This is a genomic window from Streptomyces sp. NPDC000941 (genome assembly GCF_053599555.1).
In genome coordinates this window covers 1-24,436 of the sequence record NZ_JBSFMM010000150.1, presented here as the reverse complement: position 1 = coordinate 24,436, position 24,436 = coordinate 1, and the positions used below count along the sequence as shown (strand labels likewise).

At 69.8% G+C, this 24,436-nt stretch carries 4 protein-coding genes; 3 read left to right on the top strand and 1 reads right to left on the bottom strand.

Annotated features, from left to right (window positions below; all coding sequences use genetic code 11):
- The 3 genes from ACWDSL_RS36055 (at window position 1) to fabD (ending at window position 24,278) form a co-directional block, all read left to right on the top strand.
- Window positions 1-11,667 carry an SDR family NAD(P)-dependent oxidoreductase gene (locus tag ACWDSL_RS36055; RefSeq protein WP_450492163.1) on the top strand — a complete coding sequence of 3,889 codons (11,667 nt, stop codon included), beginning with the start codon at window positions 1-3 and terminating at the stop codon, window positions 11,665-11,667.
- Window positions 11,664-22,220 (top strand): amino acid adenylation domain-containing protein, encoded by a 10,557-nt coding sequence (locus ACWDSL_RS36050; protein WP_450492162.1) that lies wholly within the window; start codon window positions 11,664-11,666, stop codon window positions 22,218-22,220. The genes ACWDSL_RS36055 and ACWDSL_RS36050 overlap by 4 nt, the downstream gene beginning before the upstream one ends.
- An 81-nt stretch (window positions 22,221-22,301) precedes the next feature.
- Complete coding sequence (gene fabD / locus ACWDSL_RS36045) at window positions 22,302-24,278, top strand: ACP S-malonyltransferase (RefSeq protein ID WP_450492161.1); 1,977 nt, start codon at window positions 22,302-22,304, stop codon at window positions 24,276-24,278.
- Here fabD and ACWDSL_RS36040 read toward each other — a convergent pair.
- The coding region (locus ACWDSL_RS36040) for a hypothetical protein (protein WP_450492160.1) at window positions 24,250-24,436 on the bottom strand (187 nt) is incomplete at its 5' end. The genes fabD and ACWDSL_RS36040 overlap by 29 nt on opposite strands.

Genomic DNA, 24,436 nt, shown 5'->3' with positions numbered 1-24,436 from the left:
TTGGCTGACGACTACCTCGGCGGTCTAAGGGGCGAGGAGTCTCCTTCCCCGGCCGTCGCCGGACTCACAGTTGCCGACGAGTGGCAGGACGAGGTGCAAATCGGCCCGGAGACGCACCCTGGCATCGACCGCAGCGGCTTCGTCACCGACGTCGGGTACTTGAAGGCGGGTCCGTTCCCCATCACACCGACGCTGCCCACCCATGCCTCCGCCGAGGAGCACCACGGGCTCGGCGCCGAAACGGCCGCCGTGGGCGCGCCCAGGAACCACTGGCGGCATTCGCTGCTCCGGCGCGAGTCCGCCGCGACGCACGGTGCGGACGGTGCCGCCTTCACCGCCGCCTTCACCGTGCGCGACTTTTTCGTGCGCGACCACCGGGTGGGCGGCGAGCACGTACTGCCTGCGGTCGTCTGTCTGGAGATGGCACGTGAGGCCGTTGACCGTACGCTGCCCGGGACGGATCGCGGCAGCGTGAGACTGTGCCTGGAGAACGTCGTGTGGTCGCGGCCCATCGTTGTAGGTGACGAGGGCCGCATGGTGCGCACCGTTCTGACACGGGAGGTGGCCGGCCCGGACGGCCGTGGGAACGGCGCTGACGAACGAGTGCCGTACGAGGTGCGCACCGGCCCGCTCTCCGCGGGAGCTCACGTGGTGCACTCGCGAGGCGTGGGGTCGCGTCGGCGCGCCACCCCGCCGCCCTTCCTGGAGATCGAGGTACTGAAGTCCCGTATGGACACGGCCGTCCTCGACGTCGAGGCGTACTACGAGACGCTGTGCGCCGCCGGACTGGACTACGGCGGCGCCCACCGGGTGCTGCGTGACATACGCCTGGGCGACGGCGAGGCGCTCGCCTCCCTCGCCTTGCCGGACGCGGTGGCGGACACCCGGGACGACTTCGTACTGCATCCCAGCATGCTCGACGGCGCGCTTCAGGCGGTGTTCGCTCCTGAGGTTCACGCGCCCCGTGGGGGCGGAACCTGGACCACCCCGCTGCCCTTCGCCCTCGATCGCCTGGAAGTGTTCGAAGCCACCCCGGAGTCCGGATACGCCTGGATACGTGCGGTGCCGGGCGCGCCGAGTCAGTCACGGCGATGGGACCTCGACCTCTCCGACGAAGAAGGCAAGATCTTCGCGACGCTACGGGGCTACTCCATGCGGACGGCCACAGAGTCGGCCGGTGCCGTGGCTACAGGCAACGTGAGGCTGTTCCGGCCCGTATGGCGGGAACAGCCCATCGGCGCCCCCGCCGCGTCGGCACCGGGCACGGACTCCGGGCCCGCGGCGCGCCTGGTCCTCGCCTGCGGCTTCGAGGACCGGCTGGCCGACCTGCAGGCACGCGCACCGCACCTGACCTTCCTGGAGCCGCCCGAAGCCATCGAGTCCGCCGCACCGGGCGCGGAGGCTGTCACAGCCCACGCCGTGGAACTGCTCCGCATGGTCAAGGGCCTGCTGCTCGCCAGGCCTGTCGGCATGGTGCTCATTCAGGTCCTGACGCCCTCGCACGGTGAGCCGGCGCTGCACCAGGCCCTCTCCGGACTGCTGAAGACGGCCCAACAGGAGAACCCCGCCCTCATCGGGCAGGTCATCGCGGTACCCGCAGACTCACCCTCCCTCCATCTGATCGAGAGGCTGGAAGAGGACAGCCGCGCGCTGGAGGACCGGCGGATCAGCTACGGCGACGGTCTCCGCAGGGTCCTCGGCTGGGAACCGCTCGCCGAGGAAGCCGGAGAAGCCGAGGTCGGGGTTGCCACCTCGGGTGCCGCGTCTCCGGCGGGGTCGGCGCGGCCGGTGCAGTGGCGCGCCGGGGGCGTGTACCTCATCACCGGTGGTGCCGGCGGTCTGGGCATGATCTTCGCCGAGGAGATCGCCCGTCTGGCGAGGGGCGCCGTGATCTGCCTGACCGGACGGTCCTCCCCGCGCCCGGACCGGGAGGTGGGGCTGGCGGCTCTGCGCGCCATGGGCGCAACGGTCGAGTACCACGTCCTGGATGCCTCCGACGGGCAGGCGACCGCGGAACTCGTGGCCGAGCTGACCCGGCGCCACGGCGGGTTGCACGGCGTCATCCACGCCGCAGGTGTGATCCACGACAACTTCCTGTTGCGGAAGCCCGTCGCGGAGTTCCGGCGCGTACTGGCGCCGAAGCTCGACGGCTGCCGCAGCCTGGACGAGGCGACCAAGGGCACGGAACTGGACTTTTTCGTGCTGTTCTCATCAATCATGGGCGCGACCGGCAACGTGGGCCAAGGCGATTACGCCCTCGCCAACGCCTTCCTCGACGAGTTCGCGCGGCATCGCTGCGCCCTCGTCGACGCGGGTGAGCGCAGTGGCCGTACGGTCGCCATCGGCTGGCCGCTGTGGCGCAGCCAAGGCATGGGCGCCGACGCCGCCACACAGCGGACCCTGCGGATGCGCAGCGGGCTGCTCACCATGGCGACCGAGGCCGGTGTCAGAGCCTTCCACCGCGCGCTCAACAGCGGCGAGACCAGCGTGGTCGTCGCCACGGAGGAGGAGACGCGGCTGCGTGCCCTTTTGGGACCGGAGCAGGACCGAGGCGGACCGGAAGGAGGTGAACGCCGCGGACCGGCGGACGACGAGGGGCGCGGAAGGGACGGCGACCGGCGTAGGGCCGGTCTCGACGACCGCGCGCTGGAAGCGCGGAGGGTGCCTTTCCACCGGCCTGAGCTGGAGACGATGTTCCCACCGTCCGAGTCCGATGCTGCTGGCGCACCCGTTTCCCCACCCGCCCCCGACGTCGCGAGTGCCCCGCTGCCCGCCGCGGCGCCCACTCCCGTGACGCCCTCGTCCGCTGCCCTGGACATCGCGGTGATCGGTCTGTCCGGCCGCTACCCCGAAGCCCGCGATCTGCGCGAGTACTGGCAGAACCTGAGGGACGGACGCGACTGCGTCGTCGAGGTCCCCGACGACCGCTGGGACTGGCGCGCGTACTACTCAGAGGACCGCACAAGGCCCGGCCGCCACTACAGCAGGTGGGGCGGATTCATCGCCGAAGTCGACCGTTTCGACCCGCTGTTCTTCAACCTATCGCCCCACGACGCGGATTATGTGGATCCTCAGGAGCGGCTGTTCCTGGAGCACGCCTGGAAGGCGATGGAGGATGCGGGTTACACCCGTGAGCGGCTGCGGTGCACGGACGGCGAGGCGGGCGCGGGTCAGGTGGGCGTGTACGCCGGCGTGATGTGGGGGCAGTACCAACTGCTGTTCCCCGGCGGAGACGCCATCGCGGGCAACCCCAATGCGATCGGGGCCAGTTATGCGAGCGTCGCCAACCGCGTCTCCTTCGTGATGAATCTGCACGGGCCCAGCATGACCGTGGACACCATGTGCTCCAGCTCGCTGACCGCGGTGGACCTCGCCTGCCGTGATCTGCGGCAGGGCCGTACCAAGCTGGCGTTCGCCGGCGGTGTGAACGTGACCGTGCACCCGAACAAGTACCTGGCCCTCAGCACGGGGCAGTTCATCTCCAGCAAGGGGCATTGCGAGAGTTTCGGAATCGGAGGGGACGGCTACATCCCCGGCGAGGGCGTCGGTGTCGTCCTGCTGAAGCCGCTGCGCGACGCGGAGCGCGACGGCGACCACATCTACGGGGTCATCAAGGGCTGCGCCCTGTCACACGGCGGGCGCGCCAAGGGTTATACGGTGCCCAATCCACGGGCCCAACAAGCCACGATCCACAACGCGCTGAGCGAGGCAGGGGTCGACCCCAGAACCATCAGCTACGTCGAGGCTCACGGCACGGGAACCAAGCTCGGCGACCCCATCGAGATCGCCGGGCTGAGTGAGGCGTTCAAGACCGGTGCCGGTGCGGATGCCGATGACCGCCAGTACTGCTACCTCGGCTCGGCGAAGTCCAACATCGGGCACGCCGAGAGCGCAGCGGGGATCGCGGGACTCACCAAGGTCCTGCTCCAGATGGAGCACGGCCAGATCGCCCCCTCCCTGCATTCCGCGACGCTGAATCCGAACATCGACTTCGCGAGTACGCCGTTCGTCGTCAACCAGGAACTGCGCGACTGGGAACGGCCCGTCGTCGACGGCCGCAGCCACCCCCGCATCGCCGGAGTCTCAGCGTTCGGCGCCGGCGGTTCCAACGCCCACCTGGTGATAGCCGAGCACGTGGACCGGCGCCCGGCGGCGCCCGCGGTGGCGCGTGAACCGCTGCTCTTCCCGCTCTCCGCCAGGAGTGAGGACCGCCTGCGGGCGTATGCGGGTGAACTGCTGCGTTTCGTACGCGAGAGGGAATCGGAGGCGACCGAGAGGAAGGGGAAGGCGGCTGCGGCGGACCTGGCGTACACGCTCCAGACCGGTCGCGAGGCCATGGACGAGCGCCTCGGCGTCGTCGCGGACTCCTTCGGGATGCTGGCCGAGAAGCTGGAGCGCCATCTGGCAGGCGACGAGTCCGTCGACGGGCTGTACCGGGGCAATGCCAAGCGCGACAAGGCCACGCTGTCGTCCCTGCCCGCCGAAGAGCTCGCGGAGACCATCGACGGGCTGGTGGAACGCGGCAGCCTGGCCGGGCTCGCCGAACTGTGGGTGCGCGGTGCTGCACCGGACTGGCACGGACTGTACGCCCGCACGAGACCAGCACCGCGCAGGATCAGCGCCCCGACCTATCCCTTCGCCCGCGAACGGCACTGGGCGCCAGAAACGGCGACTTCCACTCCCCCCGCGACGGCCGACGCGCCCCGGTCCGGGGCTGCACCGGGGCGCGGGGCCGAGCCTCGCACGGCACTCTTCCTGACCAAGCAGTGGCGGGAGAGCCCGATGAGTTCCGCGAGGGCACGCCACACCTCCATCGTCGTCCTGCACGACCGGGCGACGCGCGGGCTCGCCGAGGCCCTGGCGAAACCGTTCGACGAGGCCACGCTGCTGGACGCGACGGCCCCCCAGGCCGAAGCGGGCCTTGCGCGCCGCATCGGGACCTGCACCGCCTGGATCGACCTCACCGGGATCACCGAGGACACCGGTACCGAACCGACCGACGAGCACAATGCCTTCGGCCGTACCCTGACGCTCCTGCAGCGTGTGCTCGACGCCAAGGCGGCGCGCGGCATCCGGCTGCTGTTCGTGACGCAGGGCCTGGAGTCACCGGACGCCCGCGGTGACGCCGGTCACCGGGTGAACCTCGCCGGTGCCGCGCGCGCCGCGCTCTACCGGCTGCTCCAGAGCGAGTACGGGGGCATCACGTCCTGCCATACCGACCTGGACCCGGCCGTGCGCGGCGACGCCGAAAACGCGGCCGTCATCCGGCGTGAAGTCGGCGACGGCGGCGGGGACGTGGCGGTCTGCTACCGCGCCGGAGTCCGCCACACCCCCGTACTGACCGAGGCGACGCCCCTCGCGGCACGGATCACTCCGTCGGCGTTCGCCTCTGACGAGGTCCTGCTCGTGACCGGCGGCACGCGCGGCTTGGGGCTGCTGTGCGCCCGGCATTTGGTCGAGCGCTACGGCGTGCGGCGACTGGTCCTGACGGGCCGCGAGCCGCTTCCCCCGCGCCGTCAGTGGGCCGACCCCGATGCGTGCCCTCCCTCGGTCCGCGAGAAGATCGACGCCGTCCTGGCGCTGGAGGCGCGGGGCGTCGAGGTGCGTGTCCTGGCGCTGCCGCTGGACCGCGCCGACGAGGTCGCCTCAGCCATCGCGACGATCGAGTCGACGCTCGGACGGATCACCGGTGTGATCCATGCCGCAGGCCTGATCGACACGCGCAACCCCGCGTTCATCCGCAAGCCCGTCGCCGATATCGCCCGGGTCGTTTCACCGAAGGTCGACGGCACCAGGAATCTGCTGGCTGCTCTCAACGCGCAGGTGCTGAGGTTCGCCATCCTCTTCTCCTCGGTCTCCGCAGTGATCCCCACGCTGGGCGCCGGACAGAGCGACTACGCGATGGGCAATGCCTTCATGGACTACATCGCCCAGGCGTACGCCGCGGACCTCCCGATCACGAGCGTCCAGTGGCCGAGCTGGCGGGAGGCCGGCTTCGGCGAGGTCACGAACCAGGCATACACCGACACCGGTCTGCTCACCATCACGAACGCCGAGGGGCTGACGATCCTGGACGACATCCTGACCACCTCGCGCGGCCCCGTCGTCATGCCGGTCCACGTCCACGCCGACCGCTTCGATCCCGGCGCGCTGCTCAGTGCCCGCCGGCCGGCGCTCGCCGCGCGGACCGGCGAGCGGGCTCCTGGCAGTCCCGCTCCCGGTATGCCCGTCGCGGCCGCCGCGCCCGAGCCGCATGCCACCTCCGTGCGGGAGAGGATCACCGGCTTCCTCGGCAGCACCTTCGAGAGCCAGCTCGGGCTCAAGCCGGGACAAATGGACGCGGACACCTCGTACGCGGACTACGGAGCCGACTCCATCCTGCTGGCCCAGGTCCTCCAGCGGATCCAGCAGCGCTTGGACGTCGTACTCGACCCGTCGGTCCTGATGGAGTACCCGACCCTGGAGGAGCTCGCGGCTCGGTTGCTGAGCGCGTACCCGGCGGAGGTCGCCGCACAGTTCGGTGGAGAGCCGCGGTCGGCCGGCGACGACGGCGCGTCGTCGGCGGACGCGGAGGGCCGACCGTCAGCAGCGCCCGCACGACCTGACGTGGCGAACGAGCGGACCGCGTCGGCCATCAGCGGTGTCCGCGGGCGCGACACGGCCGTCGCTGTCATCGGCATGGCCGCCCGGCTGCCCGGCGCCCCGGACGTCGATGCCTACTGGGATCTGCTCTCCGAGGGCCGCTCGGCCATCCGCGAGATCCCTGAGGGGCGCTGGGGGCGGGTGAGTGGCGAGTACGCCGGACTGGTCGACGATGTGTTCGGCTTCGACGCCGGGTACTTCATGCTCCACAACGAGGATACCCGCGCCATGGATCCGCAGGCCCTGGTGCTGCTGGAGGAGAGCCTCAAGGCGGTGCACCACGCCGGTTACCGGCTCGGGGAACTGGACGCCACCCGCACCGGTGTGTACGTCGGCGCCCGCAGCCGGAGCCGCACGGACGACGCCCTCGTGGGCGCGGCCCGCAACCCCATCATGGCGATCGGACAGAACTACCTGGCCGCCAACGTCTCCCAGTTCTTCAACTGGCACGGCCCCGCCGTGGTCATCGACACGGCGTGCTCCTCCTCGCTGGTGGCGATGCGGTCGGCCACCGACGCGCTGGCCGCGGGCTCGGTCGACCTGGCGCTGGTGGCGGGGGTCAGCTTGCTGGCGGACCCCTCCGCCCACGAGTTGTTCCGCCGCCGTGGGCTGCTCAGGGAGGACGGGGAGTTCCACATGTTCGACCGCCGCGCGGGCGGCGTCGTGCTGGGCGAGGGCGTCGGCGTCGTGCTCCTCAAGCCGCTGGATCGGGCGGAGCGGGACGGCGACACGGTGTACGCGGTCATCGAGGGGATCGCCCTCAACAACGACGGCCGCACCGCCGGACCCGCCACCCCGAACCTGGCCGCGCAGAAGCGGGTCATGGGCGAAGCGCTGCGCCAAGCTCGCCGCGGCCCGGACGAGATCGGGCACCTGGACGTCAACGGCTCGGGATCCGAGATGACCGACCTCCTCGAACTCAAGGCCATCGAGGCGGTCTACGGCGAGGGTCGGACCACACCGCTGAGCCTCGGCTCCATGAAGCCGAACATCGGGCACCCTCTGTGTGCCGAGGGCATCGCAGCGTTCATCAAGGTCGCCCTCATGCTGCACCACCAGCGGACGGTGCCGTTCCTGTCGGGTGAACAACCCATGGAGCACAACCCCATCGACACCACCCGCCTGGCCTTCCCGCGGCACTGCGCACCGACGGACCTGCCGTACGCGGCGCTGAGCAGCTTCGCGGACGGCGGTACGAACGGCCATGTCATCCTCGGGCGAGGCCGTCCGGGGCGGCGCGGCCCGGTGGCGCCTCCCGACCTCGACCGCCAGGACGTCCGCACGGGCGCGCCCGTCGAGGGCGCCGCACCGCCGCTGGTGTGGACCAGGCGCATCGACGCACGGGACGCCGTCCTCGACGGCCACCGGGTCTACGGCCGTCGGCTGCTTCCCGGCCTGGCGTGGATCGACCTGCTGTACGGCTGCTTCGCGACGCTGACCCCAGCCGTGCCATACGCCGAACTCGCCCTCCAGGGGCTGACGATCTACCGGCCGCTGTCCGTGGACGCCGACAGCGCCGTGGAGATCCGCGTCGAGGCGAGCGCCGAGAGCCCGGACACCTGGCGGATCTCGGTGACCGACGGCGCGCCCCACAGCTCCGACGCGCCCGCGGTGCCGTACATCACGGCCGAGATGCGGCGGACGGGGCATGCCGCCGCCTACGACACGAGGCTCCCGCACGACGTGCCGGCCGTCCTGTGCGCCGCCGACGGACGGACCCGTGACCTGGAGGAGGTCTACCGTGCCTTCCGCGCCGACGAACTCGTCCACTCGGGACTGATGAAGGCGGTCGGCGCGGCGTACACCGCGCCGGAGGACATCTGGCTGCGGGTGGCCCTTGACGAGCAGGCGGCGGGCGGCGACCCCGATCGGCTGTTCCATCCCGCGCTGATCGACGGCAGTGCCGTGGCCGCGAGTGAGCAGGTCCTCCGAGTGATGGCGGTCGGCGCCCCGGCGAGCGGCGAGCGGCGGCTGTTCCTGCCGCTCCACTACGGCTCGTTCCGGGCCGGCGCGAGCCTGGGGCGCTCCTGCTACACGCGCGTACGGCGCGACTCGGTCGAGCTGGGGGACGAACTGCTCACCTTGACCATGGAATTCTTCGACCCCGAGGGGTGCAAGATCGGCGAGCTGACGGATCTCACCGTGAAGGCGGTGCGCGACGCCGGGCACATCGATCCCGCCCGCCGCGCTGACGCACCGGCCGAATCCGGTCACGTGGCCACGGATGGCCGTGAGGCCGGCGGCGTGGGGGTCTCGACGGAGGAGGCCGATGCGGTCGTGACCGCGGTCGTCGCCGCTCGGCTCGGCGTTCCGATGAACCAGGTCGCCGCGCAAACCACCTACTACGAGCTGGGCCTGGACTCGGTCGCCCTGTTGCAGATGGCGCAGGAGATCGGGGCGCGCCTGGACACGAGGCTGTCACCGACGCTGCTGTTCGAGCACCCCACGGTGGCCGGGCTGGCCGAACACCTCGCGGCGCACCGCGCTCCGGCGAGGCCGGATCCGTCACCGGCGCGGGTCCCGTCAGCCGTGCGGACGGCACGGGACCTGGGGGACGCGCCGGACGCCGGTGCCGTCGAACGCGCCGCCGCACCGGCTCCCGAAACCGACCGAGGGGACGTCGCGATCGTGGGGATCGGCGGCCGATACCCGAAGGCGGGCGGTGTCGCCGAGTTCTGGGAGAACCTCAAGGCGGGACGCGACTGTGTCACCGAGGTCCCCGAAAGCCGGTGGTCCCGCGACACCTTCCGGGGTCGGCGGACCCCGTCCGGGCGGAAGATGGCCTCCTGGGGCGGATTCCTCGACGACGTCGACTGCTTCGACGCCGAGTTCTTCGGGATCCCGGCAGACGAGGCGGCCCTCCTCGACCCGCAGGAACGGCTGTTCTTGGAGGTGTGCTGGGAAGCCATCGAAGATGCGGGATACACCCCGACCGGCCTCACCGGGAATGATGTCCAGGGCCCGCGCCGGGCGGTCGGCGTCTTCGTCGGGGTCATGCACAAGGATTACATGCTGGTGCAGCACGACGCGGCGGGCGGCGACGCGGCCGACGGGAGCGGCCCCGTCCCGCTGTCTTTGAACACCGCGTCCATAGCTCACCGGGTCTCGCACTTCTGCGACTTCCACGGCCCCTCCATGGCCGTCGACGCCGTGTGCGCCTCCTCGCTGAGTGCGCTGCACCTGGCGGTGGAGAGCGTGCGGCGCGGTGAGTGCCAAGCCGCGCTCGCCGGTGGCGCGAACCTCTCGCTGCACCCGGGCAAATACCGGTCGTACGGCGCGTTGGACCTGCTGGCCGGCGACGCGCCCGCCCGGTCGTTCGGCGCCGGCGCGGACGGCTATGTCCCGGCGGAGGGCGTGGGGGCCGTGCTGCTGAAGCCGCTGAGCCGGGCGCTGGCGGACGGCGACGCCGTCTACGCCGTGATCAAGGGCACTGCGGTCAACCACTCCGGCAGGACCCCTGGCCTCCGGGTGCCGTCGGTCGCCGCCCAGGCGGCCCTCATCGAGGACTGCCTGGACCGTGCCGGGATCGACCCGGCCTCGCTCGGCTACCTCGAAGCCCATGGCACGGGCACCGAGATCGGCGACCTGATCGAGATCCAGGCGCTGGGCAAGGCGTTCGAAAAGCGCACGGACGCCAAGCGGTTCTGCGCGCTGGGCTCGGTCAAGTCCGCCATGGGCCACGCGGAGGCGGCGGCCGGGATCAGCGCCCTCACCAAGACGGCGCTCCAACTCCACCACAAGACACTCACCCCGCTGGTCGGCACCGAACGGCCCAATCCGTACCTCGACCTGGACGACTCGCCGTTCCGCCTCCAGACCGAGTTGGAGGAGTGGACGGTGGACACGACCGGGGCGGGGGCAGCGGCGCCGCGCCGGGCGGGGGTCAGCGCCTTCGGCGCCACCGGCGCCAACGCCCATGTCGTCCTGGAGGAAGCGCCCCGAGAGGCCGGTGGCATGCTGGGGAGCGGGGTGCGGGACGGCGCACCGGCGCCCGTGCTCATACCGTTGTCGGCGACGGACGCGGAACGCCTGCGCGTCTACGCCGAGAAACTGCTGCGCTTCCTGGAGTCCGAGGACGGCGCGGCGGTGGACCCGTCGGAGCTGGCCCACACCCTGCAGACGGGCCGGGTGGCGCTGGCGGAGCGCGCGGTGTTCCTGGCGTACTCCCTGGACGAGGTGAAGGACGCCCTCGGCGGCCTGGCGCGTGGTGCCGAGGCCGGTGCCGCCGGCGTGTGGCGCGGCCGTGCAGACGACCAGTCCCTGGAGTCGCGGCTGCTCGACGAGGACGACCTGCGCGCGGAGCTGGTCGCCCGATGGGCTGCGCAGGCCAGGTGGGACAAGATCGCCGAGCTTTGGGTCAACGGGTTGGCCCTGGACTGGCACGTGCTGTACCGGGGGACGCGACCCCGCCGCCTGCATCTGCCCACCTATCCCTTCGCCAAGCGCCGGCACTGGGTCACGCTGCCCGGTGAGAGTCGCAGGCCCGTGTCCGAGCGGCCCGCCGCTCCCCGTGGCATCCACGACACGCCCGGGAGCGGCGTCGGCGCGATCGTCCACTGGGCGTTCATTCCGGAGGGGGAGCCGCTGCCCGCGCGGTCGGGTACGGCGCGCCCGGAGCCCTCGCCCGAGGAGAAGGCGCGCGGCTTCCTGCGGCAGCTGGTCGCCGCACGTCTGGATCGGGCCCCCGGGGAGATCGCCCCGCACGCCGGTCTGATCGAGCTGGGGCTGACGTCACTGGGCGCTGTCGGGCTCACCAAGGATCTGGTCGCGACGGTCGACCCCGCGTTCCTGCCCAGCATTCTGTTCGAGCACACCACGATCGCCGAGGTGGCGGCCTATCTGGCCGCCCGGCGCCCCGCCGCACTGACCCGTCTGGTGGCCACGGGAACCGAGGAGCCGCCCCGCCCCGAGCGGGCGAGCCACCCGCATCCGGAAGTCCTGGCGGTGCTGGAGCACCTGCACACCGGCGAGCTGCACCTGGACGACGCCATCGCGCTCCTCGACACAGATGGGAACGACAAGTGAAGCACGAGATCGAAACCCTCCTCGTGGAGTACCGGGCGGGCAGGATCAGTGGCGGCGAGATCGCCGACCGACTGCGTGCGCTGCGGCCGGAAACGCAGGACCGGCCGGACCAGCACGGCGCCATGGCGCGGGCGTACGGGCTCTCGGAGGGGCAGCGCGGGCTGTGGGCGCTGCAGCGGGCGTACCCCGACATGGCCGCGTACAACGTGCCGCTGTGCTTCCGCGTCGCGGACCTCGACGTATCGGCCTTCCGGGAGGCATGCCGGGCGCTGGTAGCACGTCATCCCGTGCTCAGTACGGTGATCTTCCGGGAGGGGAAAACACCGCGCCAGTCGATCGACCCCGGCCGGGAACCCGACTTCGCTCGGGTGGACTTGACGCACGTCGCGGAGGAAGCCGTCGCGCTGGATGCCGTCCGGCGCGAGAGCAAGCGCCCGTTCGCCATGGACGGCACGTTGGTGGACGACGCGGAGAGCCTGTTGCGGATCCGTGTCTTCGACCGCCCCCGGAACGAGTCGATCGTCCTGATCACCGTTCACCACGTCATCTTCGACGGCACCTCGGCAAGGCTGCTGATGGGTGCGCTTTTCGAGGCGTACGAGGCGCTGACGGCCGGGCGCCGTCCCGCGCTGACGGCCCTGGACGGGAGCTTCATGGGCTTCCGCGACTTCGTGGCGGAGGAACAGCGCACGCTGCCCGAGCGGCGCCGCGCACTGCTGCCGTACTGGCGCGAGCGGCTGGCCGGACCGCTGCCCGTGCTGGACCTGCCCACCGACCGCCCGCACACACACCTGACGGACCGCTTCGTCGGCGCCACCCACGTCTGCCGGGCACCTGCGGAACTCGTCGCACGGATCCGGGAGCTGTCCGCCACGCGGCGCGTTTTCCTCTCCACCGCGCTGCTCACCGCCTACGCGGCGGCCCTGGCCTCGTACTCGGCGCAGAGCGAACTGGTCATCGGGATGCCGGTGAACGAGCGCCGCGGCGAGGGGCTCGCCGAAGCCATGGGTCCGTTGGTCGACATGCTGCCGGTCCGTGTGAGCGTTCCCGCGGAGTCGTCGTTCGCACAGCTGGTCGCCGACGCGCAGCGGGACGTCGCCGACGACATGCTGCACAGCTTCCCCTTCCCCGCGCTGATCCATGAGCTGGCCGCGGACACGCCTCCAGGCCGGTCCCTGCTCTTCCAGACGGCGTTCGTCTACCAGGACGTGCTCGACGGGATCGCCGGACCCGACCGTCCGTACCAGCTCGTCGAGGGGGTGCACCAGGAGGGCGAGTACGAACTCTCGCTGAAGGTGTGGCATGCCGAAGACACCCTCACCCTGTACTGGACTTACCAGCCGGAGCTGTACAGCCGGACGTTCGTCGAGGGACTGGTAAAACTTTTCCTTGGCGTTCTGGCGGCCGTGTGCGACGAACCGGAGACGCCTCTGGCCGAACTGCGCGCACGTATCGTCGAGGCGGGCCCCGCGAGCGCGCCACGTGTGCTCGGCCAGTCCGGGTCCGTCGCCCGCGGCGAGTACCGCAACAACCGGATGACGATCCGGTTGCGCGGCCCGCTCGACCGCGCGGCGCTGCTGCGCGCTCTGGAGACCATCGTCCAGCGGCACGAAATCCTGCGGACCCGCGTCGTCGAACGGAACGGCGTCCCGCATCAGCTCATCCGCGACGGCGCGGACTTCACCGTCCGCGAGGAGGAGCTCACCGACCCGGACGAGTTGCTCTCGATGTACGAGCGGGAGGCTGCGGCGCCCTTCGATCTCGCCCGGGAATCGCCGCTCAGGGTCCGGCTGCTGCGCCGATCCGCGCAGGAGCACACCCTGCTCGTGACCATGCATCACAGCGTGTCCGACGGATGGTCGCTCGGCGTCTTCTTCCGCGAGACGGTCGCGCTGTACGAGGCGTTCAGGGCCGGTCGGCCGTCGCCGCTCGAACCGCTGCCCCTTCAGTACACGGACCACGCTCACGCGCGGTGCCAATCGCTCGACGACGAGGCATGGGCCCGGCAGGTCGACTACTGGAAGCGGCAGCTCGACGGGATAGAGCCCCATGTGTCTCTGCCGACGGACCGGCCCCGGCCCGCGATCAGGACGTACCAGGGCGCGCACGAGCGCCTCCACCTGCCACAGGACCTGCTGCGCCGGCTCACGGCACTCGGCGCCCAGCACGACGCCACGCTGTACATGATCCTTCTGTCGGCGTGCGCACTGCTGCTGAACCGCTACACCGAACAGACCGACATCACCATCGGCACGCCCGCCGCCAACCGCGACCGCGTCGGGACCGAAGGCCTGATCGGCCCCTTCGCCAATACGCTGGTCATGCGCGCCGACCTCTCCGGCGACCCGACCTTCGCCGAACTGCTCCGGCGGACGAAGTTGTCCGTGCTCCAGGCGCACGGCCACCAGGACGTGCCGTTCGAGGCCGTGGTGGATGCGCTCCCGCTGCAGCGCGATCCCAGCCGCTCACCCGCCTTCCAGGTCGCGTTCGCCTTGGACCAGTCGCAGACCGACAGTCGGGTACGGCTGGGCGGACTGGACGTCTCCCGGATCGAGTCCTCCCTCGGCACCACGCATGCGGACATCTCGTTCGGCCTTCGCGAGACGATGGACGGGCTGCTGGGTGCCGTCGAGTACGACACCGGCCTGTTCGATCGGGAGACCGTCCAGCGCTTCGCCCGCAACTACACTGCTCTCCTGCGCGCCGTGGTCGCCGAGCCGCACGAGCGGATCTCCCGGATCGACTCCTTGGACGAGGCCGAGCGACGCACGGTGCTCCACGAGTGGAACACCGTCCCGCCCATGGAGCACACCTGTCGCTGTGTGCACGAGTGGTTCGAGGAGGTGGCCGCCGAGTCTCCGGATGCGGTGGCCCTGGAATACGAGGGGTGTGGCGTCTCGTACGGGGAGCTGAACGCCCGCGCGAATCGACTGGCACGGCATTTGCGCGGTATGGGGGTGGGGCCGGAGGTCCTGGTGGCTCTGTGCCTGCCGCGTGGTGAGCATCTGGTGGTATGTGTGCTCGCGGTGTTGAAGGCGGGCGGTGCCTACGTGCCGCTGGATCCGGCATCACCGGTCGAGAGGCTCGCGTTCGTGCTGGAGGACAGCGACCCGGGTGTGGTGGTGACCGAGGGCGGACTGCCCGGGGAGCTGATGACGCCGTCGGTCCCGGTGGTGGATGTGGCGGCGGATGCGGACCTGTGGTCGGGGCTCGAGCGGGATAATCTGCCGGGGACACGGGTGTCCGGGTCGAATGCGGCGTATGTGATCTATACATCGGGTTCGACGGGGGTGCCGAAGGGCGTGGTGGTCGAGCACCGGAGTGTGACGCGGCTGTTCACTTCCACAGCCCCGTGGTTCCGTTTCGACGAGCGTGACGTATGGACGCTGTTCCACTCCTTCGCCTTCGACTTCTCCGTGTGGGAAATGTGGGGCGCGCTGTTGTACGGCGGGCGGCTGGTGATCGTGTCGGAGGCGACGACGCGTGATCAACAGGCGTTCTACCGGCTGTTGTGCGCGTCGGGTGTGACGGTGCTGAATCAAACGCCGAGTGCGTTCCGGCAGCTGATCGCGGCACAGGGAGAGGACGCCGAACCGCACACGCTGCGGGTGGTGGTGTTCGGTGGTGAGGTGCTGGATGTGGCGTCGTTGAAGCCGTGGATGGGGCGTGCGGTCAACCAGTCGGCCGGCCTGGTCAACATGTACGGGATCACCGAGACGACAGTGCACGTGACGTATCGGCCGCTGTCGCTGGAGGACGCGGAGCGATCGGTGAGCCCGATCGGTGCCCGGATTCCCGATCTGCGGACCTACGTCCTGGACCGGCACGGCCGGCCGACGCCGATCGGCGCGGTGGGCGAGCTGTACGTCGGTGGTGCGGGCGTGGCGCGGGGATATGTGAACCGTCCGGAACTGACTGCCGAGCGTTTCGTCGAGGACGCCTTCTGCGGTGATCCCGGATCGCGGCTGTACCGGACGGGTGACCTGGCGCGATGGCTGCCGGACGGCTCATTGGAGTATGTGGGCCGCCACGACGACCAGGTCAAGATCCGGGGCTTCCGCATCGAACTCGGCGAGATCGAGGCACGCCTCGCCGCACATCCAGCCGTCGGCTCCTGCGTCGTCCTGGCCCGGGAGGACCAGCCCGGTGACAAGCGGCTCGTGGCCTATCTCGTGCCGAACGAGGAGGCCCTGGGCACCGGCGAGGGGCCAGAGGCGGAGGACCGTCGCGCCGAACTTGTCCGCCATTTACGACGGACTCTGCCCGAGTACATGGTCCCCAGCGCCTTCGTCGCCCTGGACCGGCTGCCCATCACCGGCAACGGCAAGCTCGACCGCAAGGCCCTGCCCGCGCCGGGGATCGACGCCTACGCCCAGCGCGCCTACACGGCACCGAGCACTCCCACTGAGCGGACCGTCGCCGCCGTCTGGGCGGACTTGCTGGGCCGCGACGAGACCCGCATCGGCGCCGACGACAACTTCTTCGAACTGGGCGGGCACTCCCTCCTGATCGCCCTCCTGATCGCGCGGCTGAAGGAACACGGACTCGCCGTCACCGTACGCGGTGTCTTCGACAGCCCGACGCTGGCCGCCCTGGCGGCCGAGATCGACCGAGAAGAGACCACCGGCCGGGACCACGAAGTCCCGGCCAACCTCATCCCGCCGACGTGTGATCGCATCACCCCGCACATGCTGCCGCTGGTGCGCCTCACCCAGCCCGAGATCGATTCCATCGTGGCCCAGGTGCCCGGCGGCGCCCCCAACGTGCAGGATATCTACCCGCTCGTGCCCTCTCAGGAAGGGATCCTCTTCCACCACCTGATGGATCCCGCGCACGACCCATATGTCGTCCCCATCCTGTTCGGCGCGCCGAACCAGCGGGTCTGCGACGACTTCGTGGCGGCTGTCAAGGCGCTGATGGACCGCCACGCAGCTATGCGTACCGCTGTCATCACCGAGGGCCTGTCCGAAGCGGTGCAGGTCGTCTTGCGCGCTGTGCGCCTCGAAGTGGAGTGGTCGACCCTCGACCCCGATGAGGACGCCGAGCGGCAGGCCCGCGCCTGGCTGAGCGAGCCCGGCGGCATACGTCTCGACCGCGCGCCGCTGTTGCGGCTCCTGATCGCCGCCGATCCGCACTCCGAGCGTCGCTTTCTGCTGTTCAGCGTGCACCATCTCATCGAGGATGCCACCACGCTGCGGCTGATCTTCGACGAGCTGGCCGCCCACATGGCCGGGCGTGCGGAGCGGCTGGCACCGCCCCCGGCCTACCGCGACTTCGTCGGCCACACCCTGCACCAGCTCACGTCGAACGACGCGGAGACGTTCTTCCGCACCGAGCTGGGGGACGTCACCGAGCCGACCATGCCGTTCCAGTTGGTGGATGTACGCGGCGACGCTAGCCGGGTCCGCGACGTGCACCGCCCGCTCCCGGCCGATCTGACGCGCGACCTGCGCGAACAGGCACGGCGTCTGCGCATCAGCCCGGCCACCCTCTTCCACGCCGCGTGGGCCCTGGTGGCCGCGGCGAGCAGCGGGCGCGACGATGTGGTCTTTGGCACGGTTCTGTCCGGGCGGCTCCAGGGCGTCCCTGGCGTCGAGCGCATGTTCGGCAACTTCATCAACACGCTGCCCCTGCGGGTGCGGTTGCGCGACCGGAGTGTCAAGAACCTCGTCTCCGAGGTTGACACCGGCCTGAAGAAACTTATCCGCCACGAGCAGAGTGCCCTGACCCTGGCCCAGGGGTGCAGCGGACTCGACAGCGACGCCACGCTGTTCAGCTCCTTGATCAACTACCGATACGTCGAGCCCCGTCACGGCCAGGAGCCTCTGGCCAGGCTGGAGGACCTGGGCATCACTCAGCTCGGGTGGCTGGACCGGACCAACTACCCGGTCGGCGTGTCGGTCGACGACACCGGAGCCGAACTGTCCCTGAATGCCCAGGTCGACGAGACCCTCTCGCCTGACGCCGTGCTCGGCTACGTGGAGGCGGCCGTATCGGGGATACTGACCGCCCTGGCCCTCGACAACGGCGCCGGCACCCGGGCCCTCGACATCGACATCGTGCCTCCGGCCGAACGCCACCGTCTGCTGATCGAGTGGAACGACACGGCCAAGCCGTACCCCGAGGACCACTGTCTGTCCGAGCTGTTCGAGGAGCAGGTCCGGGCGCGGCCGGACGCGGTCGCCGTCGAGCAAGGAGACGCGCGGCTGACCTACGCGCAGACGAACGCACGGGCCAACCGCGTGGCGCACTACCTGCGCAGCCAGGGGGTGGGGCCCGATACCCTCGTCGGACTGTGCGTCCAGCGCTCGCCGGATACGGTGATCGGCCTGCTCGGCATCCTCAAGGCCGGAGGGGCCTACGTCCCCATCGACCCTGCCTATCCTCGCGAGCGCATCCGCGCCCTCCGCGACGCCTCGGGTGTCGACCTCATCCTCAGCCACTCCCGACTGCCGAACTCCATCCTCGACGGAACGGTCGACGGTGGCCGTCCCCAGGTGATCCACCTGGACACCGGCGAACGCGCCGAGGACGGAACCGGGCCCGCGACCCAGGTCCTCGCCGATCAGCCGGAACGCGACCTGTCCCGGGTGGAGCTCGGCCTGACGCCCGACCACCTCGCCTGCACCATCTTCACCTCCGGGTCCACCGGTCGGCCCAAGGGTGTGCTGATGGAGCACCGTGGTGTGGTCCGACTCGTACGCAACACCGAGTTCTTCGCGGCCGACGAGAACACCGTGGTACTGCACCACTCCTCGATCTCGTTCGACGCCGGCTCGCTGGAAGTGCTCACCCCGCTGGTCTCGGGCGGTCGGCTGGTCCTGCACGACGGTGACTCCAAGGACCCCGGGCAGTTGCTGGACTGCGTCGAGCGCACCGGCGTCAGTACCATGCTGCTGTCGGCCGCCTTTCTGCCGGCGTTCGTGGACTCCGCGGCAGGTCGAGAACTGCCGCTGCGCTACCTGGCCGTGGTGGGCGACACCTTCTCGGCCCGGGAAGTCCGCCGGCTGTACGCGGCACACCCCGGCCTGACCGTGGTCAACGGATACGGACCCACCGAGAACAGCATCGCCGCCACCCACTACGTGATCCCGCGGGACATCGCCGAGGACGCGATCATCCCGATCGGCGGACCGGTACCCCGGTCGACCGCCTATGTGCTCGACCAGAGCCTGCGACCGGTCCCCTGCGGTGTGGTCGGTGAACTGTGCCTCGGCGGTCCCGGTGTGGCGCGCGGCTACCTGGGCGACCCGGACCTGACGGCCGAGCGGTTCGTCCGGGACCCCTTCGCCGCCGACGCGGGCGCGCGGCTGTACCGTACCGGCGACCTGGCCCGCTGGCTGCCCGACGGCACCTTGGAGTTCCGCGGCCGTATCGACAACCAGGTGAAGGTCCGCGGGTTCCGAGTCGAACCGGCCGAGGTCGAGACGGCGCTGCACGCTCATCCCTCGGTGCACAGCGCCGTGGTCACCACCTGGTCCACCGGCGAGACCAGGCAGCTGATCGCCTACGTACGGCCGACGCCAGACTGGTTGGACGGCATCGCGAGGGAGCAGAACGCCGAACGCCTGCAGCAGTGGCAGGACCTCTTCGAGGACCAGTACGGCCCCGACGGGGCGGACGTCTCCGCCTCTGGAGACACCCCGGAGGCGGACACCGAGGACGACCTCAACCTCGCGGGCTGGAACAGCAGTTACACCGGGGAGAGCATCCCCGAGGCCCAGATGCGCGAGTGGATCGACGGCACGGTCCGGCAGATCGAGGCGTTGCGCCCCCGGCGGCTCCTGGAGGTCGGCTGCGGCTCCGGACTCCTGCTCTTCCGCTACGCGGCCGACTGCGAGGAGGTGTACGCCTTCGACATCTCCGCCTCGGCCCTGGCCGGCGTCCGGCGCGGCGTGGACCGCCGGGGCTGGACGCACATCACCCTGGCCCAAAGCGACGCCTGCTCGGTCGCCGTACCGCCGGGAACGGAGAAGTTCGACACCGTCGTCATCAACTCCGTCGTGCAGTACTTTCCCAACTGGCTCTACCTGGAGGAGGTGATCGAGCGGCTGCTGCCCCTCGTCGCCGACGGGGGCCGCATCCTGATCGGCGATGTGAGGAATCTCGACCTCTTCTCCGCTCATCTGTGTGCCATCGAACGCAGCCGCCTGTCCGCGCGGGTCCCGGCGGGCACGCTGGACCGCGAGGTGAAGCGCCGCCGCCAGCAGGAGACCGAACTGCTCGTCAGCCCGAGTTACTTCGCCCGGCTTCCCGAGCGGCTGCCGCAGATCGGCTCGGTGGACATCGCCGTCAAACGCGGCACGGGCGACAACGAGATGCTCAGCTACCGCTACGACGTCGTACTGGCCAAGGGCGCCGCGGAACCCGCGGAGGACCTTCCGTGGCTGGATGCCACCACTGTGGACGGGCTGCGCGCGCTCCTCACCGACGGCCGACACCGCCGATTCGGGGTGAGCGGCCTGAGTAATCCGAAGGTCGTCGATGACGTCCGGGTGAGCGAGGGTCTCACCCGATGGCCCGCCCAGCGGCCGGTGAAGCCGCTCACCGGCGGCCACCGCCTGTCCCACGAGGCGTCGGCGCAGGTGTGGGAACTCGAAGCCGCGCTCCAATACGCCGAGGAACTGGGGTACCAGGCCGCGATGACCTGGTCCCAACACCGGCTGGACGGTCTCGACCTGATCTTCGCCAAGGGTGAGCCGCCACGTGCACAGGCCCGTGCCCCCTACCGCCAGTCATCGATAGTGAACGTGCCTCAGGTCTCGGACACCGGTCGTGCGCTGACCCGCACCCTCAAGGAGCACATGTCGAGCAAGGTGCCCGAGTACATGGTGCCCAACGTCTTCGTGGCGCTGGAAGAGCTGCCGCTCACCCCCAACGGCAAGGTCGACAAGAAGGCGCTGCCGGCGCCGGACGAGGCCGATGTCCACAAGGAGACCTACGTCGCACCCAGCAGCGACGCGGAGTTCGTTCTGTGCCGACTGGTCCAGGACGTTCTCGACCTGGAGAGCGTTGGCCTCCAGGACAGCTTCTTGGACCTCGGCGGTCACTCCCTGCTCGCCACCCGGCTCACCATCCGCGTGAAACAGGAGACCGGCAAGGAGCTGTCGCTGCAGACGATGCTCGCCGGGGCCACCATCGGCGAGCTGGCCAAAGCCCTGGAGACGGAGCCCGGGAGTACGGGCCAGGGCGTGCCGCTGCTGCCCGTCACCGACGCCGGCACCGATGCCCCACTCGCCTTCCAGCAGAGCGAGCTGTGGTTCCTCAACCCCCGCGAACACGTGGGGACCTCGTACGACAACGTGCAGGTGGCCCACCGGATCATCGGCAAACTGGACCGCAGGGCGTACGCGCGCGCGTACGCCCTGCTCGTCGACCGCCATGCGATCCTGCGGACCAGTTACCTCCGGCGCGCGGCCGGCGCCACCCAGAGGGTGAACGGCGCCGCCGGGTTCGCCGTCACCTTCGAGGAGGTGAGCGGGGACGATGCCGTCGCCGAACTGCTCCGGGCCGAACGGGCCCGCCCGTTCCAGCCGGACGACCGGTACATGCTGCGCGTGCACATCCTTGCCCTCGCGGAGTACGAGCACATCGCCGTAGTGACCCGGCCCTGGGGCATCTTCGACGGATGGTCGGCCGGCATCTTCCTGGCCGAGCTCGACACCGCCTATCGTGCCCTGAGCCGCGCATCCAAGCCGTCTCTGCCACAACTCGCCATCCAGTACACGGACTTCGCCCGCTGGCAACGGCGGACCGTGGACGGCACGGCCCGCGAACGGCAGCTGGCGTACTGGCGCTCGCAGCTCGCCGCACTGCCGTCGTGCATGGCCCTGCGCACCGACTACCAACGGCCCGCTGTCAAGTCGTACCGGGGATCGTCGGTCGAGGTAAAGGTCCCCTTGGACGTCCTCAGGCAGCTCCGGCACTTCAGCCAGGAGCACGGCGGCACGCTCTACATGACGCTCCTGTCAGCGTTCGCGGCACTGCTCGGCGCGTACACCCAGGACCGCGAACTGGCCATCGGCTCGCCGGTGACCAACCGGCCCGTGCCGGAGGTGGAGGGTCTGGTCGGATACTTCACCAACCTGCTGGTGATGCGCCTGGACGTGACCGCCGAACAGGGCTTCGACGAACTCCTGACTCAGGCCAAGAGGGTCACCGCCGCGGCCCAGGAGCACAAGGACGTCCCGTTCGCCGACGTGGTCGCGGCACTCGCGCCCAAACCCGATCCGGCCCACTCACCGCTTTTCCAGGTCATGTTCAACCTCGTTCCCGCGACCGGGCCGATGCCGGACGGCGGGAACGCTGGTCACCTGGCGATCTTACCGTTGCGGATCGACAACCAGGTGGCGAAGTTCGATCTCAACCTGGTTGTCCGGGAGACGCCGGCAGGCCTGCGCGGCTACCTGGAATACAGCACCGATCTGTTTGCCAGGAAGACGGTCGAGGAAATGGCCGCCGCCTATGCGAGGTTGCTGCTGAAGATCCTGACGCGTCCTGGCGCGAACCTTGCCCAACTGCGCCAGGCAGCGGCGGACAACGCCCTCGCATAGACCGAAATCCCGCAGCGACCTCGAAAAGGCTCATCTGATGCAGCCACCCAGTGACTCCCGCGACAACGGCTGAGTGATCACATGACATCGGTGTACCTATTCCCCGGACAGGGCTCACAACGCAAGGGCATGGGCGAGTGCCTGTTCGCCAAATTCCCGGATCTGGTGGCGCAGGCCGACGACATCCTCGGCTACTCGCTCCGGCGGCTCTGCTTGGACGACCCCGATCGCGTACTGGTCCGGACCGAATACACCCAGCCCGCGCTCTACGCGGTCAGCGCCATGCAGTACCTCGACCGCATCGCCGCCGGGAAAGAGCTGCCCGTCGTCGTCGCCGGGCACAGCCTGGGGGAGTACTGCGCCCTGTTCGCCGCTGGGGCGTTCGACTTCGCTACGGGGCTCGACCTGGTCCGCAAGCGCGGTGAGTTGATGAGTCGGGCTCCCAAGGGAGCGATGGCCGCGGTCATCAACCTCGACCAAGAGCGTGTGTGTGAAATCCTGGCCGAGTTGCCGTACCGGAACATCGACATCGCCAGCATCAACGCCCGCCGACAGTGCGTCCTTGCCGGCGTCTACGATGAGGTTCACGCACCTGACGTCCGCGCCGCCTGCAAACAGGCCGGCGGTGCCTTCGTCCCCCTCAACGTGAGCGCGGCCTTCCACTCGCGCTGTATGACCGGCGTGGAGGAGGAGTTCGCTCGCTACCTATCCGGGGTCGAGCTCGGTGAACTCCGCATCCCCGTGGTCGCCAACCGCACCGCCCGCTTCTACCCGACGACCGACTACGCCGACCTGCTCATCCGGCAAATCTCCAGCCCCGTCAAGTGGTACGAGTCGATCTCCTGGCTCATGGACCAGGGCTACCGGGACTTTCACGAAATCGGCCCGGGCAGGGTCCTGGCCAAACTCACTGACACGATCCGCCAGGAGCCCTTCCAACTGCGGGAACAGCCCCCCAGGCCGCGCAGGATGCCCCGGCGGACCGAGATCGTCTTCATGTACGGGGGACAGGGCACCCAGTACCACCGGATGGGCCGCGAACTGTACGAGATCCACCCGGCGTTCCGACATGCGATGGACCGGTGCAGCGACCTGTACGAGGCGGCCAGCGGCGCCTCGCTGGTGTCCGCGATGCACGACGACACGCGCCACGGCCAAGACTTCGACGACATCCTGCAGACGCACGCCGCGCTCTACAGCATCGGCTGGAGCCTCACCGAGGCCCTGCGCGACGAGGGCTTCCAACCCGACGCGGTGCTCGGCCACGGCCTGGGCGAGTACATCGCCGCCACCGTCGCCGGAGCGATGTGCCTCGAGGACGGCCTGGACCTCGTGACGAAACAGGCCCACTTGCTCAAACGGCGCTGCCGCACCGGCGGGATGCTCAGCATCCTCGCTGAACCCGACTTGTACCACAAGCGACGGGAGCTGTTCGGCGGACTGTCACTGGCAGGTGTCCACTACACGGGCCCGTCCACGGGAAACTTCGTCGTCAGCGGCCCCAGCGAGCGGCTGACCGAGGTGCGGACAGCACTGGGCGAGGAAGGCGTCATCGCCCTCCAGCTGCCCGTCCACTATGCCTTCCACTCGGAGCTCCTCGACGACATCCGGTACGAGTGCCGCAGCATGGGCCGGGCCGTCGCGGTGAGCAGGCCCGGCATGCCCGTCTACTCGGCTGCCCACGCGGGACCACTGGAGGATGACCTGGTGGAGCGCTGGGACTCGTACGTATGGGACGTGATCCGAGGCCGAGTGCGTTTCGACGAACTGATGGCCACATCATTCCGCACGCCGGAGCATCACTACTTCGTCGATCTCAGTGCCAGCGGCTCCTTCAGCACATTCCTGAGGCACGGTTACGGGCAGGGTTACCGTGCCACATTCGCCATCAACCAGTTCGTGCGCAACGCTGTGTCGATGCGGGAACTGCGGGAGGGCTTGCGCTCCTTACGAGTCGACGAGTGTCCGCAGCAGGGCGGGCAGGGCTCCCTGCCGGGTGGCGGCAGCGGGTTCAACGGGGAGCGAGTGCTCAGCCGAGCGAGCACATCGGTCCGGTAGCGCTCGCCGGGTAGATCGGGATTGACGCGAATACCTGAAGGGTGTCAATATCCCGATCAGGCTGCTGAGCTGGGTGTTTCTTGTGGATGGAGAAGTCGTTGGGGTGGCGTGGTGTGGTACTCGTTGAGCAGGCCGCCGAGTAGCTGTCGCCGTCGGAC

Bases quoted from the DNA above. Each gene is read 5' to 3' on its own strand.
- fabD (WP_450492161.1), top strand. From the start codon at position 22,302: ATGACATCGGTGTACCTATTCCCCGGACAGGGCTCACAACGCAAGGGC.